Genomic DNA, 17,118 nt, shown 5'->3' with positions numbered 1-17,118 from the left:
TGTTATGAGTCAGTTTATTCCCAGCATAGAAACTATTGATTACCCGTTTCCGCCTAAGCCTGTTCTTTTGTCTGATATTGAAAAGGCCGACTATAAGGCGCGTATCAAACAATTACTTATTGAAAAAGATGCTGTGCTGGTTGCCCACTATTACACCGATCCTGAAATCCAAGCTCTTGCCGAAGAGACCGGCGGCTGTGTTTCAGACTCCTTAGAAATGGCGCGTTTCGGCCGCGATCACCCCGCAAAAACGTTAATCGTTGCAGGGGTTAAGTTTATGGGCGAAACCGCCAAGATTTTAAGCCCAGAAAAAACTATTTTAATGCCGACCTTAGAGGCCACGTGCTCGTTGGACTTAGGGTGTCCTATTGATAAGTTCAGCGCTTTTTGCGACGCGCACCCAGATCATACCGTGGTGGTTTACGCCAATACTTCGGCCGCGGTTAAAGCGCGCGCCGATTGGGTGGTCACATCAAGTATTGCCCTTGAAATCGTTGAGCACTTAGACAGCGAAGGCAAAAAAATCATTTGGGGACCCGACCGTCATTTAGGCAGTTACATTGCCAAACAAACGGGCGCGCAAATGTTGATGTGGCAGGGCGATTGTATCGTTCACGATGAGTTTAAATCTAACGCGCTGCGTGACATGAAAAGTGTGTACCCCGATGCGGCTATCCTTGTGCACCCTGAGTCGCCCGCCAGTGTCGTGGCCATGGCTGATGCTGTCGGTTCGACCAGTCAGCTTATTAAAGCAGCTCAAACCATGCCGAATAAGCATTTTATCGTGGCAACCGATCGCGGTATTTTTTATAAAATGCAGCAAGCTGCGCCAGGTAAAATATTAATCGAAGCGCCAACCGGCGGAAACGGTGCAACCTGTAAGAGCTGCGCTCACTGTCCTTGGATGGCTATGAATGGTCTACAGGCGATTGAGGCATCACTTAGTGGCAGCGATAAAACACCCCATGAGATTTATGTGAATGAAGACTTAAGAATCAAAGCATTGATCCCGCTGACGCGCATGCTGGATTTTGCTAAAACACTGAATATGAAAGTCAAAGGTAATGCCTAAGCATCGTTAAATATGTTATTCAGGCTACTTCAGTTTGATAAATAATCCCTGCCATAGTGTGGGGATTTTTATTGAATCTAAAGCAATAAAAAGCCCCGCGAATGCGAGGCTTGATTGAGTAACGCGTTATCTAAAAAGCGAGATAATTTTGCGTTTAATTACTTGGCGTTCATCAGTGCAACTGCGTTATCTAACATGCGGTTACTGAATCCCCACTCGTTATCATACCAAGACATCACTTTAACTAAACGTCCGTTCACACGGGTTTGAGTGGCGTCAAAATTTGAAGAGAACGCATTGTGGTTAAAGTCGATAGACACTAATGGCTCTTTGTTCACCGCTAACACTTCGCTCAATGGCGCAATGCTGGCTGCGCGTTCGATAATAGCATTCACTTCTTCAACCGTAGTGTCACGGGCCGCGATGAAAGATAAATCTACCAGTGATACGTTAATGGTAGGAACACGAACCGCTAAACCGTCAAATTTACCTTGTAACTCAGGTACAACTAAACCAACTGCCGCTGCGGCACCTGTTTTAGTTGGGATCATCGACACTGCTGCTGCACGGGCACGACGTAAATCTGTGTGATACACGTCAGATAAACGTTGATCGTTAGTATAGGCGTGAATAGTCGTCATCAAACCTGATTCAATACCAATCTCGTCATTTAGCGGCTTAGCAAAAGGCGCTAAACAGTTAGTAGTACAAGAAGCATTTGAAATAACAGTCATATCTGAGGTCAGTACGTTGTTGTTCACACCGTAAACAACAGTCGCATCGACGTTTTTACCTGGAGCAGAAATAATTACTTTCTTCGCTCCAGCCGTTAAATGTGGCTGCACGGTTTCTTTAGATGTGAAAATACCCGTACATTCAAAAACTACGTCAACTTGCAATTCAGCCCAAGGCAGTTTTGCTGGATCACGTTCTTGGAAGGTGAGGATCTTATCGCCGTTCACATAAATAGCTTCATCATCATGGTCAACCTTGGCATTAAAACGACCATGAACAGAATCGTATTTAGTCAAGTGAGCGTTGATTGAAGCATCGCCTAAATCATTAATAGCGACAATCTTGATTGGATAAGCTTTTTCGCTTTCGTACAAGGCGCGTAAAACGTTTCTACCGATACGGCCATAGCCATTTATTGCTACACGGATAGTCATCTCATATCCCTCTGGTGATTATAAAATTCAATTAGTAGTAAAATTACCAAACTGACAGCTATCGTCAAGTTAAATCGGTTTTTTACGGCGATATTACGTAACAAATTAAGATTTATTATACATTGATCGCGTAATTGCTATTTTTTACGCATTAACTGAGTAAAAAATTACAAGATGGCAAGCGTCTGCCATCTTAGTTTGTATCTATTTTTCGTCAGAGTGTACGGGTAAGGGGGATGAGTTTGTTTTGGTCGCTACGGGTTGAGACTCAAGCCATGTTTTGACCAAACTTAATGGATAACTGTCATTTTTTAGAGAATCGATAAGCGTTTGTGCCTTCAGATCTAACTCTGCTGCGAGTAACTTATCACCACCGAGTAAGGCTATCATCTTTTGCTCTGAATACTTCTGCTGCGTAAGTAGTAAATTTGCTTTCGTTAACATATAGGCTTTATCCAATTGCTGTGTTTGCCGATAAGTCGAAGCGAGTCCAAGTAACCAGTTGACATCAAAATCATCAAATGGGATTTCTGCAAACACTTTAAGATAGAGTTGCTGAGCTTTTATAGCATTACGATTGCTGTAGTAGGTTGCCACTTGTGCAAGCAAAAACGGATCAGTTATCTCACCGGTATTTTCCAGTGCTAAAAAACGAGCTAACGCGTCAGTATCACCAAAACGTGTCCATTGATAGTAAGACATAAAAGGATCTTGGCGTTCACGGGTTTGTTCTTGTAATAAACTTAGATTTTGATTGCTTAACCTGAAGGCTCTGGCTCGGTCTGCAGTGCGTTCCGTGTGGATGATATGCTGTACACCTGATGCCAGTTCGATACAACGACTATAGTCCTCAAGGTTAGTTAATTGTATGTAGAGTTGTTTCCCTGTGGTTACTTCGCTGTCTTTTAGTGCGTAACGATTTTGGATAATTTTAGTTTTTTCAGCTAAACACCAACTATCCTTGTGCAAATCGGCACAAATTTCAGGATTATTTTTACAAATAGACTGGATGTTTCGACCATTATCACAACCGATAAGACCCAAAAAGCTCATCCCTAGGCTAAATGATGTAATTATTACTAAATTTCGTCTCAAAATAGGCTCCGGATGGTGATTTTATCTAATAAAATTACAGATTTACAGAAAACATCTTGCTGGAAACAACGCGCGACTTTCATTACAATGGCGCCGACCAAAACAGGGTTTTCCCTAAAACCCGCATTAGATTATTGGTCTTTTCGTCATGTTACTCAAACCTTTCAGTACATTTTATTGAAAAGTGAGATAAAGGATCTGTAAATGAGCGCTGATAAACACCTACAAAGTTGGCAAGAACGTTTTGAAATGGCAGAGGCAATGCAACCTTTGTTAGGCAAGTTATACCGTAATCAGGGCGTTGAAGTCGTGGTTTATGGTAAACCTTTACTCAATGCTTCTACGATTGAAATCATTAAAGCGCACCGTTTAGTCCGTCGCCATGTTGGTGAAAAATTACGTTTACGTGAGAGTTTTCCTTTTGTTCAAGCGCTGAGCAAGCTTGCGGTTAAACAATGTAAAGTCGATATCGGTAAGCTAGCTGTAAATTACTGGCGCGATCATACCGATGTTAGTGAAATTGAAAGTTATATGGCAAAAGAATTGGCCGATGCCATTGACCATGCGGATGATGTTGCGCCGCGTGATGTCGTGCTTTATGGCTTTGGCCGTATTGGGCGTTTATTAGCGCGCTTGCTAATTGAGCGCACAGGTCGCAGCAACAAGCTAAGATTACGCGCTATCGTGTTACGTGGCGGTAAAAAGGGCGATTTAGAGAAGCGTGCCAGTTTACTACGTCGAGACTCTGTCCATGGTCCCTTCAATGGCTCTGTAGAAGTTGACGAAGATAACAATGCTATCATCGCTAATGGTACGTATATTCAAGTGATCTATGCAAATTCACCGGATGAAGTGGATTACACTAAATATGATATCAGTGATGCATTAATCGTTGATAATACAGGTATTTGGAAAGATGAAGCAGGTTTGGGTTTACATCTTAAAAGCCCTGGTGCCAGCAAAGTATTACTGACAGCTCCTGCAAAAGGCGCAATCAAAAATATTGTTTACGGTGTTAACGAAGGCGATATTACCGCAGAAGATATTATCGTTTCTGCTGCAAGTTGTACTACTAACGCGATTACGCCGGTGCTAAAAGCCGTTAACGATAAGTATGGTATTGAGAATGGTCACGTTGAGACAATTCACTCTTATACCAACGATCAAAACTTGATTGATAACTATCATACTGCCGACCGTCGTGGTCGTAGTGCTCCATTAAACATGGTGATCACGGAAACCGGCGCTGCGAAAGCCGTTGCTAAAGCACTACCTGTGTTAGCAGGAAAGTTAACCGGTAATGCGATTCGTGTACCCACACCGAACGTCTCTATGGCCATCATCAGCATGAATTTAAATGCAGAGACCAGTAAAGACGAGCTTAACGAGTACCTGAAAGATACGGCGTTGCAATCACCACTACAAAATCAAATTGATTACACCGACTCAACCGAGATTGTGTCGAGTGATTTAGTTGGTTCTCGCTACGCGGGTGTGGTTGATTCGCAAGCGACCATCGCAGAAGGTAAGCGTGCCATTCTTTATGTATGGTACGACAACGAGTTTGGCTACAGCTGCCAAGTGGTGGGCGTAATGCAAACTATGCTGGGTTTAACGACACTGTCATTACCTGCGTAAGCCTTTTGAAACATTAAGAGCTTTAGCTGCTTGTCAAATAAGCGTCCAGTAAAATGGGCGCTTTTGTTTTTCTCTATTTCGCATTTTATTGTTCTTGCAGTAATCATTCCATGAACCACTGCTTATCTGTCGAGTTTTATCATAAGCAGTATTGGCATGGGTATCGGTAAAAAATCTCTAAAATGAATCCTTAAATGGATTAATGAATCATCAGTTTAGTGACGTTGTGGCGGTTTATTGGACAAACGATGCGGCTTAGATCATTTTTTAAAAATTGTTGATTGACTCTGGGGTCCAAATCGGTAGAATGCCAATCCGCAGTCAAGGGAAAGCGTGCCTAGCATAGGTTCCACTGATGTAGCGCAGTAATAGGCGACATTAGCTCAGTTGGTAGAGCGATACCTTGCCAAGGTATAGGTCATCGGTTCGAACCCGATATGTCGCTCCAAATTTTAATGAATTTGGTGATTTTGGCGCGATGGCAGAATGGCTATGCTGCGGATTGCAAATCCGCCGATCTCGGTTCGACTCCGGGTCGCGCCTCCAAAATAAAGCGTTAATGACATGATTCCCGTTGTTAATGTAAAGAGTTTGCCCGAGTGGTGGAATCGGTAGACACAAGGGATTTAAAATCCCTCGCTGAATAAGCGTGCCAGTTCAAGTCTGGCCTCGGGTACCAAAACAAATAAGCCCTGACATTAGTCAGGGCTTTTTTGTTTTAGATTTTTTTAGCGTATTTATCCAATATTTCCTCAGCACTATTTGTAGTTTTGTGGCAGTGCTGATGTCTAGTTTCTTTTATCCTAATAACAAACCGAAAAATAAAAGTGTAGTCTAGATACTGTAAATGCATTTTTTTAAAAAAATAGGCTTTTTGTTTACAATTAATCAATAATAATCAAATTATATTGATTAATCTTTGATAAAATATGCATTTCAATAGTAAGCGGCTTTTGGGTCTATTACACCTGATAAGACAGTGGTATAAATAACTCGAAATTTTCCCTACACGTGAACATTTAGGATAAGTAGTCATGATTTTCTCTGAAGTTGTACTTGCACCCGCCGATCCAATTCTTGGTTTAACCGATACATTTAAAGCTGATCCTCGCCAGAATAAAGTAAACCTTGGTGTGGGTATTTATAAGAATGAGGCCGGTCAGACTCCTGTACTTGCATCAGTGAAAAAAGCAGAAGCTATATTACTTGAGCAAGAGAAGACTAAAAATTACTTAGGCATTGAAGGCGTGCAAGCCTATAACCACGCAGTGCAATCGCTGTTATTTGGTGAAGGCAGTGAGTTTATATCTTCTGGCCGCGCAGCCACTGCACAAGCTCCTGGTGGTACTGGTGCACTACGCATTGCTGCCGAATTTTTACTGCGTAATACAGATTCACACACTATTTGGGTTAGTAATCCAACCTGGGCGAACCACCAAAATATTTTTGAAACGGCAGGCTTAGCGGTAAAAGAGTACGGCTATTATCAAGCCGATGCCCATGATATTGATTTCGATACCATGATGACAGATCTGTCTAGCGCGAATGTAGGCGATATCGTGCTATTACATGGTTGCTGCCATAACCCAACGGGTATCGACTTGACCTTAGCGCAATGGGAACTCGTAGCCCAACTGTGTGCCGATAAGAAACTGGTACCACTGTTTGATTTTGCTTATCAAGGCTTTGGTGCAGGAATTGAAGAAGATGCAGCAGGTTTACGCTTAGTGGCTGCTAAGGTGCCTGAATTATTGATTGCTAATTCTTTTTCTAAAAACTTTGGTTTGTATAATGAGCGCATCGGTGCGGTGACTGTGGTCGCCGAAAATGCCGATGCCGCAGCGCGTGCCTTTAGCCAAGTTAAACGCACCATACGCGCTAACTATTCTAATCCTCCAGCCCATGGCGCGCTGATCGTCAGCACCATACTTGGTGATGCCGCACTTAAAGCAATGTGGGTGCAGGAAGTGACAGAAATGCGTGAGCGTATAGCTGAAATGCGTACGCTATTTGTTAATAGCTTGAAAGCAGAAGGCGTGACACAGGACTTTAGTTTTATTTCTCGCCAAAATGGTATGTTTAGTTTTTCGGGTTTAAACAAAGCCCAAGTTGCGCGTCTGAAAGATGAGTTTGGTGTTTACATTGTGGGTTCTGGCCGTATCAGCGTAGCTGGGATGACGAAGACCAATATGCCTGCGATCTGTAAAGCTATAGCGCAAGTATTATAAATACTTAACGGATTATAAGATAAAACTAAAGGACAGCATTGGCTGTCCTTTATTGTTTTTAGTTAATAATTCACTCTAAACGCTAACAGGCGAGAGGTTGTTGCGTGAACTCCTGTTTTATCCGCAGCAGGGCACTTAATGCATCCAATAGATTAGTCTGATCATGCAAATTAGGATTATGTCGATTTTTTAGCGGAAAGAAGTTAATCAACGAACCTAAACGTATTTTTTCACCATGGCATAGTACTTTACTGATCACCGGCTTGCCGATCACTTGATGGCACCAAGCAATGCGTTGTTCAATGCTAAATTGACCCGCTGGAGAGGTTTCTTCGGTGAGGTTATCAATAAAAATAACTTGCGCCTTTGTTGCGGCTAAGCTTTTGGCGAACTTAGGTAGCAATAGTGGAGGCATGATGCTGGTTAAAAAGCTTCCTGGGCCTAAAATAATTAACTCGGCATTACGTACAGCCTCACAGGCCTCAAAGGTCGCATCAACTTGGGGCTCAAGGCACAACGCTATAGGCGCCTCATCCATGCTGTCGACATTTGTCTCACCAAACACTTTACTACCCGAGGCTCGAAGGGCAACTAAATGAGTAGGTTGCTCAGACATAGGAATCAGCTGAGTCTCTATCTTGAGCAAGTTACGAATAAGATTCACCGCCTCAAGCGGGCGCACGCAGAGTTGATCTAATGCCAGTAGCATTAAATTTCCCAGATTATGACCACTGAGCTCGGTTTGCCCCTGAAAACGGTATTCAAAAAGCTGTGAGCCGACTGATGGGCGATAAGCGAGATGGGACAAACAATTACGTAGGTCGCCCCATGCAATACAATCTTGTTCAGCTCGAAGCCTGCCTGTAGAACCGCCATTATCTGTGGTAGCAACAATACCAGTGAGGCGATTGCCTAAAAAATCGAGTGAAGATAATACGCGACCTAAACCATGGCCTCCGCCGATAGCGACGACATGTTTAAATTGATTTAACATCAAATACTGCATCTGGGTTTATCCTTCCTGAATACCCGAGAAAATCATTTTCATCCTTAAAGTCTGTGTTAAGCGCGATGATAGATGATCAAATATTGTCATACATAATGGCAATTGCGGAACCTTAGAATAAAAGCTCAATCAAAGATTACACTGAAAAGTGGCGAGCGCGGGTCGTTCAACTGACAGATGTGATTTACGGTGGGTATTGTACCCGAATTTATTGATGTGATTTGAGGCAAATTTCGTTAAATCTAACAAATAGCTTATAATCCGCACTTTATTTTGCCTGAGAAGGCGTAAAACCAAAGGTGAACTATTGAAAATAGGTAGAATTGGTTCGTTTACATTGGCATTAGCCATGGTCATCGTCGCTATTTTTTCATTAAGAGTGTGGATTATTCCAACGATTAATGATGCACCTTCTGTTGCGACTCGATTAGTTAACGCGGTCGATCCTGTTACTCAAGTTCCTGACTTTTCAACGGTCAACGATATTGTTGAAAAAAAGAAAGCCTTTTTTGATTTTTTACGTCCCATTGTGCAACAGCAAAATGCGATTATTTCGATGGAACGTGACTTTATCAATGAGGTACTCGACTTAATCGATAACGGCAAGAGTTTATCTGAAACTCAACGTGGATTACTTAATGAGTTATTTGATAAGTATCAATATGCAGCACGAAATACAGATACTAAATCTTTAAATAGTTTATTAAAACGTGTTGATATCGTACCCGAATCTATGGTGTTAATCCAAGCGGCAAACGAGTCCGGTTGGGGCAGTTCTCGTTTTGCAAAAGAAGGATTTAATTTTTTTGGTGAATGGTGTTTTTCGTCAGGCTGCGGCATAGTGCCATCCTCGCGAGGCTCAGGTAAGTCGCATGAAGTTAAGGTTTTTGTTTCAGTGGATGAATCAGTGGCCTCCTATATGCGTAACCTTAATTCTAACACCGCCTATGCTTTATTCCGCTCAATTCGTGCCGATTTACGCTCACAGGAGCTAGAGCTGAAGGCTGAACAATTGATTTACGGTTTAGTGAATTATTCAGAAAGGCAAGATGCTTATATTGATGAGCTTCTAGATATGTTACGTCATAATGAAAAGTATTTGGTGAATGTCGATGTATAAAAAATGGTGGTTAGGTTGTTTTTGTTTATTGGCAGCGAGTACCCATGCTGAGACTATATCCCTTGAATATAAAGCTTTTTATGATAGATTGAAGCAAGTTAATAAAGGTAACTACCAACTTGTTGAAGTTGCTTTTAGCGTCCCTAAACAACAAAACTGTTTGATTGAAAATGGGACTATTTCCAATGAAAAAACTTCAACGCCATTGACCTATACTGATGCTCAAAGGTTATTTATTCCATTGGATGATGATTTGAAGAATGAGCGAACCTTAGTGAATCTTAACTTTGCTGGTAGCGCAGCAGGGTGTGCTATCGCAATGCAAGTTAGAGCTAAACAGACGTTAACGCAATACGACCGTCATCGTTTACAGCAAATCAATACTGAAATGGATGCACTACTGGGTACCATGCAAGGTTTTCCAATGCGTTATTTTAGGGATCCAATAGCAGGATTAAACTTTGAATTTTCACCCGATCAACCAGTGGTAGTTTATATTGATAACCGTGAACAAGAGATTACAGGTAGCTTTAAATTAGCGGCGAGTGAGCTAGACAACATCACATCATTACGTTTTAGTGTGTCACCATCAGTGTTGAGCCCTTGGATTCAATAAATATTCTTTCAAAGTTAGACGTCATCGCTAAAACTGATGTGAATAAAAAAGTCCTCAAGTGAGTAATGCCGAACAGTTAAGATAGATTGCTTGCCGAGCTCGCTGAAAAGATCAAAATCCGATGACCTCTTGTCATCGGATTTTTTTATGCAACTCTCACATACCTGGCACGCCAGAGCAGAACACCCTCATTGGCGCAGTCTTAACTTGTATGGTGTCGACGGTGTTGTGTGGCGGACACCCGATAGTGTCCAGAATCGAGCCGCCTATGCGCGAATCGCAAACGCTTCAGGTGACGCGGCTTATCCGCAAATCAGCATGGTTTGTTTAATGGAATTAAGCAGCCATTTGTTGGTCAACAGCGCCTTTGATTCGGTTGTCGAAAATGAAATGAACTTGGCGCTTGGGCTCATTCCTAGCATTTCCAATCACAGTCTAGCTCTCTCTGACCGAGGGTTTTACTCGCTCGGCCCTCTGCGCGCTTGGCAACAAGTGCAACCTGATAGCCACTGGTTGTTGCCACTGAAGAAAAGTACTTAATATGGAGTGGTTCGAACGCTGGGTAAGTATGGCCAGCTGGTAAGGCTAAGCACCACGCCTCAAGCCAGAAAGAAATGGCCGGCAATTTAAGTTGGATGGTAAATGGGAAAGAGCTTATCCAAGAGTGCTTAAAATGGGCAAAAACAAGTATCCAATTAGACCAAATAAAAATGCCGTTCACACTTAAATGAACAGCATTACACTCATAGTGGACTTTTTAATTTATTGATTTGTAAGCTTGCTCATAGCGATGACTTATTTGGAGATTCGTTAGGCCTTATAGGTTTGCACAATATCGATACGTTTTACGGTATCTACATTTATATGCCCATTGTCAACAATATCAAGAAAGTCAAAAGCGGGTAAATTAGCCTCAGCGGCAATATCAGCACGTTGAGGGGCATCTGGATCGCGTTTTAGCGAGACAAAATCAAATTGCTCACGATCAACACCTTGTGAGGGGGCTGTATTTTGCATGGCCGTAAAAATGGTTTCAATACGACCAGGATACTGTCTATCCCATTGGTTAAGCATATCTTTGACTGCTACACGCTTTAAGTTTGTCTGTGAACCACATAAGTTACATGGGATGATCGGGAACTCTTTTAAGTTGGCATATTCTTCAAGATCTTTCTCTCGGCAATAAGCCATAGGACGGATCACTACATTAGCCCCATCATCAGACAGTAATTTAGCTGGCATCGCTTTCATCTTGCCACCAAAAAACATATTCAAGAACAAGGTCTCAATAATATCGTCCCTGTGGTGACCTAGGGCGATTTTAGTTGCACCGATGCGCTGGGCAAAACTATAAAGCGTACCGCGGCGCAGGCGGGAGCACAGTGAACAGGTGGTTTTACCTTCTGGAATTTTGTCTTTTACTATCGAGTAGGTATCTTTTTCGAGTATGTGGTAAGGCACGTTGAGTTTATCTAAATAAGCGGGTAACACATGCTCGGGGAAACCAGGTTGTTTCTGATCTAAGTTGACCGCGATAATTTCAAACTGAATTGGCGCACGTTGCTGTAAATTCATCAAAATATCGAGCATCGCATAGCTGTCTTTACCGCCACTGAGGCAGCACATGATCTTATCGCCATCTTCAATCATATTGTAATCGGCGATAGCACTACCGACTTCACGGCGTAAGCGTTTTTGTAATTTAATAAGGCGAGAGGTATTTTTTTTTGATGATTCTTCAGACATCGGATGTGCCGTAATTTCAGACATAGCTTCAGACATAATTTCAGACATAAAAAACGCCCAGTAACGTAGTTTCAGGGCGCGTATTATTCCAGCTATCTTGCCAGTGGTAAAGAGCCGTGTATCGCTTAGGTTACATCTAATGGCGATTTATAGCCGTCGGGTTTAATGGCAAGTAAATCACAGTTGATACTGTCGATAACATGCTCAGCGGTGTTACCAATCAGCGCGGCTGAAAATCCAGTACGCCCGACTGTGCCTAAAATCACTAATTCAGCATCAAGTTGTTCGGCAAGCTCAGGGATCACATCCTCAGGTAAACCTTCTTTAACATGGCAATGGCTGGGGTCAATACCATAGGCATTGGCAAGGTAGCTTACGCGCTGCTCATGTTGCATACGAATAGTTTCATTATAAGATTGAGCATCAAAATCAGGTAATTCAATAGCTAAGTTAACTGGAGTGCCAGGATAACCATTGACTAAATACACTTCTGCCGAGAATTTAAGCGCTAAATCTTTAGCATGTTCGATGATTTTGCCGTTAAGCATTTGATGGTCGCTATCTTCAGCTGCCACATTAACAGCACAGAGGATTTTCCCTGCGGCTTGCCAGTCGTGGGCTTTTACCATTAAGACTGGGACAGGGGCTTTACGCATTAAGTGCCAATCGGTTGGGGTAAATATCACCGCTTTGAGTTTATCGTGGGCATGGGTGCCTTTGACTATCAAATCGTATTTACCTGTAATGGCATGATTAATAATACTTTCGAATGGGCGATTGTGCCAAATTACTTGGGTGTCAATATTGAGTTGCAGATGGGTGTAGGCGCTTAGTAAATCGTTGATCCAAGCTAGGCGTTGATCTATGACACCTTGGCGCATCGATTCACGCTCTTGATTTGACAAAATTGATGTCATTTCGTAGGAGAAATCGAAAATAGAAAGAAACACAGTGACTTGAGCGTTACTTTTACTGGCTAAGGTGACCGCTCTTGCAAGAGCAACTTGCTCTTCAGTGGTAGGGTCAACCACAACCAGTATTTTTTGATAATCCTTCATGGTATGTTCCTTTCATCATAGGCTCAGTATCATCATAAGCCTTTGGCAATTAACCGTATTGTTTTAGATCAAATGCAACCTAAACTCACTTTAATATCGCGACTTACTTTATTTTTGTCTAGTTCATAGCGCCATAACCTGATTCATTGAACCATCAATTCCCATTCATCAACTATGTTGCAATTCTCGAATTTCCCGCTAATTGATTGAGTTCCAACGTATCAAGAATCGTTATATATTTACCATTAACTTCGATTAAACCCGCTTTTTGGAAGCGACCAAGCAAACGGCTGATAGTCTCAACGGTTAAACCAAGGTAGTTGCCAATGTCACCGCGGGTCATCGTCAGCCGGAATTCTTTATGGGAAAAGCCACGGCTACCAAAGCGATTGGCGAGGTTACTGATAAATGCCGCTAGGCGTTCTTCGGCATTTTTTTTACTCAACAACAAAATCATTTCTTGATCGCTCATGATTTCATTACTCATTAGGCGCATGATTTGCTGGCGTAATTTAGGCATAGCACCTGACAGCTCGTCGAGGATATTGTAAGGGATTTCACAAACCATTGATGTTTCAAGTGCTTGTGCAAAGCTCTGATGTTGTTGGGCGTGGATCCCGTCAAAACCAATTACATCACCAGCAAGGTGGAAACCGGTAATTTGTTCATCGCCTTGTTCGGTAATGGTATAACTTTTGATGGTGCCAGAGCGGATAGCAAACAGCGATTTTAGTATATCGCCTGATTTAAAAATTTGTTCACCTTTTTGGATTGGCTTTTTACGCTCAATAATATCATCGAGCTGATCTAGCTCACTCGCATTAAGGGTAAAGGGAATGCATAGGCTACCCATACTGCAATCGTGACAATGAATTGTGCATCCGCTAGCGGCGGGACGACGATTTTTATTTTGATCGATTGTCATGTTGATTCTCAAGTTTTTACACTGCAACCATGTTAAACCAATTCACTCACTTGGGCTAGTTCAGCTGTGCGAGAGCAATATATAAAGTTTGTCCGCCAAAGGCTATTAACAACAAGCCGCTCAATAATCTAACGGTTTTCTGTTGTACCCATGTAGCGAGCCGTTTTGCTGCCACGCCCGCGCTTAATAGAGCTGGTAATGTGCCTAAACCGAAGGCCAACATAATTAAGGCGCCTTGACTGGCTGAGCCAGAAGCCACTGACCAAGTTAAGGTGCTATAAACTAAACCGCAGGGAAGCCAGCCCCAAATAAACCCAGCCATAACAGCTTGGCGACGATTTTGAATGGGGACAAGACGTTGGGCTATGGGTTTTAAATATCGCCATAGCCACTGTCCAACCCGTTCAATTTGCACAATACCGACCCAAATTTTGGCGATATATAGACCAGTGGCTATCATCATCAGCCCCGCAATTATGCGCAGTATAATAAGGTAGATATCGAGCTCGAATAAATGCCCCAGTGCTGCCGATGATGCGCCAACGAAAGCGCCTGCCAAGGTGTAGCTTAAAATACGGCCGAGATTATAACTCAGTAGGTAGTTGAGTTGATGCGCCAACAAATTACCTGATTTAGGATGCGGTATTTGGGCTGAGAACGCGCCAACTAAACCGCCACACATGCCAAAACAATGCGCTGCGCCCATTAGGCCGACTAAAAAGGCGCCAGGAATATTGTACTCAATCAAAGTGGCATGCCTTTTTGCTGATCCTTTATTGCTTGCTGTGTTGGGTCATCCAGTTGTGCAGACAACGGCGCTACAGGTGTATGACCGGGTTTTTCCGCATTTTCGTCAAACAATATAGAAACACTTTGGCGGTCAAGATCGTCAAATTGTTCGGATTTTACCGCCCAAAAAAACACCATAATAGCGATAGCAACAAAGATCATGGCAATGGGGATAAGTACATAAATAATTTCCATAATGACTTTTTACTCTTTTGGTTAAGCGTTTTATGATAATTACACTTTGACGCGCAACAACCTCAGGCTATTAGCGACCACAATCAAAGAACTCGTCGACATACCAATTGCAGCGATATAAGGCACCACGTGGCCAGTTACGGCTAAGGGTAAAATCAGGGCATTGTAACCCAGTGCCCAAGCCAGATTCTGTTTAATAATTCGCGTGGTCAATTTTGCTATAGCGACGGCTTGGGTGAAACGGGATAGATGATCGCCCAGTAAAATCAGATCGGCACTGTTTTTAGCGATAGCACTGCCACTACCCATCGCGACGGATAAGTCAGCCCCCGCCAGCACTGGGGCATCATTGATACCATCGCCAAACATGGCCACACGAGTGTGTTGTTGTAATTGGGTCACTAGGGCAAGTTTACCCGCAGGCGTTAAGCCGCTATGCACATCTTCAATACCCAGTTCTTTTGCTAACTGATGTACGTGGCCAGAATTATCACCGCTGGCAATACTGATATGGCAACCTTGCTGCTTTAATATCTCAACTGTGGTTTTACTGTCTTGGCGAATATTGTCTTTAATTTCAAAGCTTGCTAGCACTTCAAGTTGCTCATTACATAAACGGGCTAACCAAATTCTTTGTATTGGGTCGAGACTATCTACATTGGCACCAGTATATATGGCGTTTCCTATTAAGTATTCAGTCCCATCGATACTGCCTCGCACGCCAAAACCCACTTCATGGTGAATATGTTCAGCAACCATCGCGTTATCGGCAAACTCAGCAAATGCCGCCGCAATAGGATGACGAGAGCCAGCCTCAAGTGCGGCGCAAATCGCCAATGCTTGAGTTTGAGTGATATCAGCCATGCAGTGTATTTGCCCAATCGAGAGCGTACCACAGGTGAGGGTACCCGTTTTATCAAAGACAACATGTTTGATCAATGGCAGTTTTTCAAATACCCCCGCTTTACGGGTAATGATCCCAAGGCGGGTAAAAAGGGCGGTCGCGCAGGTGACTGCAGTCGGTGTTGCTAGGGCTAAGGCGCAAGGGCAAGTGGCAACCAATACCGATAATGTCACCCAAAAAGCATCTTCTGGCGCAATTTGATGCCAAACCAGATACGTTATTGCTGCAATGGTAAGAATAGTGCCTGAGAAATAGCGGGATAGTTTGTCGGCTAATAAGGCAATTGCAGGTTTAGTATTGGATGCCAGTTCCTGTAAACGAATAATCTCCGCGACGAGTTGATCCTGCCCCAATGCGGTAATTTTAACCTTAATCGGTTGGTCAACGTTGATTGTGCCTGCGTATACCTGACTATCGCGCTGTTTTTCAATCGGCATTTGCTCGCCAGTGAGCATAGCTTCGTTGATGCTCGTATGGCCTTCAATCACCACGCCATCAGCGGCAACGATTTCCCCTGGTTTCACTAAAATGACATCATTTAAGCGTAATTTTTTAGCTGGGATTTCGTCTTGACCATTCTCGGTGACTAAGTGCGCGGTGAGTGGTACTAATTTATGTAAGTTACTGGAACTGACCGAGGCTTTTTGTCTGGCTTTTTGCTCGAAGTAACGCCCGAGCAATAGGAAAAAAGTGAACATAGAAACTGATTCAAAATACACTTCACCCGTGCCATTAATCGTGGCAAAGCAGCTGGCAATGTAGGCACCACCTATGGCAATGGAGACCGAAACATCCATATTAAGCTTGCCGCTGAACAGGGTACGAATGGCACTAAAATAGAAGGGTTGCGCAGAATAAAGCACCACGGGGGTCGCGAAAATCATACTCACCCAGCGAAAGTAATCTCGATATTGCACGTCTAAATCAGTGAAATAGCCAGTATAAAGGGCGAGGGCGAACATCATCACTTGCATAGTCGCAAAGCCAGCGAGCCCTAAACGCAGTAAAAACTTACGGCTATTAAGCTTATTGTTGATCTCTTGTTCATCAACTTGATAAGGCGCAGCTTGGTAACCAATACGGCTAATTTGTCCGAGAATATCACTGAGTTTTAGCGTGCGTTTATCCCAACTAATCATCGCCCTTTGGGTGGTCGAGTTGACGAGCACTTGCACTATGCCATTAAGCTGTTTGACTTTATGCTCAATCAACCAAGCGCAGGCGGCGCAAGTGATGCCGTCGATGGAGAGCGACACGGACTCGATATTATCCTCTGAATGGACAAAGTCTTGCTGTACTTCAGGTAAGTCATAGGCGCTAAACTGAGTTAAAGTTTCGGGGACAAGGGCATTTTGCTTGCTACCAGGCTCGGTACGAAACTTGTAGTAGCTAAGTAAGCCCGCATCGACGATGGCTTGAGAAACCGCCTGACAGCCAGGGCAACACATGAGTTCATCACGTTCGTTAATGCGAGTCACAAACTGCTGGCCCGTAAGCACGGGCTCTTGGCAGTGAAAACAACTTGGGTGTGTCATAACAATATTTATTCAACCACAA

14 protein-coding genes, 3 tRNA genes and 1 pseudogene are annotated in these 17,118 nt (G+C 43.1%); 9 read left to right on the top strand and 9 right to left on the bottom strand.

Annotated elements, in window-relative coordinates:
- Positions 1 to 4 precede the first annotated feature (4 nt).
- The gene (gene nadA, locus C9I43_RS07245; protein ID WP_076501511.1) at positions 5 to 1,072 is read left to right on the top strand and encodes a quinolinate synthase NadA; all 1,068 of its coding nucleotides are present in this window, start codon (positions 5 to 7) and stop codon (positions 1,070 to 1,072) included.
- A 158-nt stretch (positions 1,073 to 1,230) separates the two neighbouring features.
- Here the strand turns inward: nadA and gap are convergent, their stop codons facing one another.
- Both gap and C9I43_RS07235 read right to left on the bottom strand, forming a co-directional pair.
- Positions 1,231 to 2,241 (bottom strand): type I glyceraldehyde-3-phosphate dehydrogenase, encoded by a 1,011-nt coding sequence (gene gap, locus C9I43_RS07240; RefSeq protein ID WP_076501509.1) that lies wholly within the window; start codon positions 2,239 to 2,241, stop codon positions 1,231 to 1,233.
- A 204-nt stretch (positions 2,242 to 2,445) separates the two neighbouring features.
- Positions 2,446 to 3,336 (bottom strand): DUF2989 domain-containing protein, encoded by an 891-nt coding sequence (locus C9I43_RS07235; protein ID WP_076501507.1) that lies wholly within the window; start codon positions 3,334 to 3,336, stop codon positions 2,446 to 2,448.
- A 204-nt stretch (positions 3,337 to 3,540) separates the two neighbouring features.
- Here C9I43_RS07235 and C9I43_RS07225 point away from each other — a divergent pair, with 204 nt between their 5' ends.
- From C9I43_RS07225 to C9I43_RS07205, 5 genes are all read left to right on the top strand, one after another.
- Positions 3,541 to 4,974: a glyceraldehyde-3-phosphate dehydrogenase gene (locus tag C9I43_RS07225; protein WP_076501503.1), complete on the top strand. Its 1,434-nt coding sequence runs from the start codon at positions 3,541 to 3,543 to the stop codon at positions 4,972 to 4,974.
- A 372-nt stretch (positions 4,975 to 5,346) separates the two neighbouring features.
- Positions 5,347 to 5,422, top strand: a tRNA-Gly gene (locus tag C9I43_RS07220).
- 24 nt (positions 5,423 to 5,446) lie between these two features.
- Positions 5,447 to 5,520: transfer RNA gene (locus C9I43_RS07215), tRNA-Cys, on the top strand.
- A gap of 47 nt (positions 5,521 to 5,567) precedes the next feature.
- Positions 5,568 to 5,653 (top strand) — tRNA-Leu (locus tag C9I43_RS07210).
- A 355-nt stretch (positions 5,654 to 6,008) separates the two neighbouring features.
- A complete protein-coding gene (locus tag C9I43_RS07205; RefSeq protein WP_076501501.1) occupies positions 6,009 to 7,202 on the top strand; it encodes an amino acid aminotransferase in 1,194 nt (397 codons plus the stop codon).
- Positions 7,203 to 7,284: 82 nt separating this feature from the next.
- On the opposite strand, the gene C9I43_RS07200 is transcribed toward C9I43_RS07205, so the two are convergent.
- The gene (locus tag C9I43_RS07200; protein WP_076501499.1) at positions 7,285 to 8,208 is read right to left on the bottom strand and encodes a YvcK family protein; all 924 of its coding nucleotides are present in this window, start codon (positions 8,206 to 8,208) and stop codon (positions 7,285 to 7,287) included.
- Positions 8,209 to 8,515: 307 nt separating this feature from the next.
- Between C9I43_RS07200 and C9I43_RS07195 the strand changes: the two genes are divergently transcribed.
- From C9I43_RS07195 to C9I43_RS07185, 3 genes and pseudogenes are all read left to right on the top strand, one after another.
- A complete protein-coding gene (locus C9I43_RS07195) occupies positions 8,516 to 9,328 on the top strand; it encodes a glucosaminidase domain-containing protein (protein ID WP_076501497.1) in 813 nt (270 codons plus the stop codon).
- Positions 9,321 to 9,944, top strand: a complete 624-nt coding sequence (locus tag C9I43_RS07190; RefSeq protein ID WP_076501495.1) for a DUF2987 domain-containing protein — start codon at positions 9,321 to 9,323, stop codon at positions 9,942 to 9,944. The genes C9I43_RS07195 and C9I43_RS07190 overlap by 8 nt, the downstream gene beginning before the upstream one ends.
- Positions 9,945 to 10,103: 159 nt before the next feature.
- Positions 10,104 to 10,571, top strand: a pseudogene (locus C9I43_RS07185) (transposase); the annotation flags it as partial.
- Positions 10,572 to 10,754: 183 nt separating this feature from the next.
- Here the strand turns inward: C9I43_RS07185 and ttcA are convergent.
- The 6 genes from ttcA to C9I43_RS07155 all read right to left on the bottom strand — a co-directional run bounded on the left by ttcA (position 10,755) and on the right by C9I43_RS07155 (position 17,096).
- A complete protein-coding gene (ttcA, locus tag C9I43_RS07180; protein WP_076501625.1) occupies positions 10,755 to 11,726 on the bottom strand; it encodes a tRNA 2-thiocytidine(32) synthetase TtcA in 972 nt (323 codons plus the stop codon).
- Positions 11,727 to 11,815: 89 nt separating this feature from the next.
- Positions 11,816 to 12,748 carry a universal stress protein UspE gene (uspE, locus tag C9I43_RS07175; RefSeq protein ID WP_076501492.1) on the bottom strand — a complete coding sequence of 311 codons (933 nt, stop codon included), beginning with the start codon at positions 12,746 to 12,748 and terminating at the stop codon, positions 11,816 to 11,818.
- A gap of 172 nt (positions 12,749 to 12,920) precedes the next feature.
- Complete coding sequence (gene etrA, locus C9I43_RS07170) at positions 12,921 to 13,673, bottom strand: electron transport transcriptional regulator EtrA (RefSeq protein ID WP_076501490.1); 753 nt, start codon at positions 13,671 to 13,673, stop codon at positions 12,921 to 12,923.
- 55 nt (positions 13,674 to 13,728) lie between these two features.
- Positions 13,729 to 14,421, bottom strand: a complete 693-nt coding sequence (locus C9I43_RS07165; protein WP_076501487.1) for a sulfite exporter TauE/SafE family protein — start codon at positions 14,419 to 14,421, stop codon at positions 13,729 to 13,731.
- Positions 14,418 to 14,657 (bottom strand): cbb3-type cytochrome oxidase assembly protein CcoS, encoded by a 240-nt coding sequence (ccoS, locus tag C9I43_RS07160; protein WP_076501485.1) that lies wholly within the window; start codon positions 14,655 to 14,657, stop codon positions 14,418 to 14,420. The genes C9I43_RS07165 and ccoS overlap by 4 nt, the downstream gene beginning before the upstream one ends.
- Positions 14,658 to 14,696: 39 nt before the next feature.
- Entirely contained in the window at positions 14,697 to 17,096 is a 2,400-nt protein-coding gene (locus C9I43_RS07155; protein ID WP_076501483.1) for a heavy metal translocating P-type ATPase, read from the bottom strand.
- Positions 17,097 to 17,118 lie beyond the last annotated feature (22 nt).

The organism is Shewanella morhuae, from assembly GCF_003028295.1.
Classification (GTDB): Bacteria; Pseudomonadota; Gammaproteobacteria; order Enterobacterales; family Shewanellaceae; genus Shewanella; species Shewanella morhuae.
This window is presented reverse-complemented; position numbering and strand designations above follow the sequence as displayed.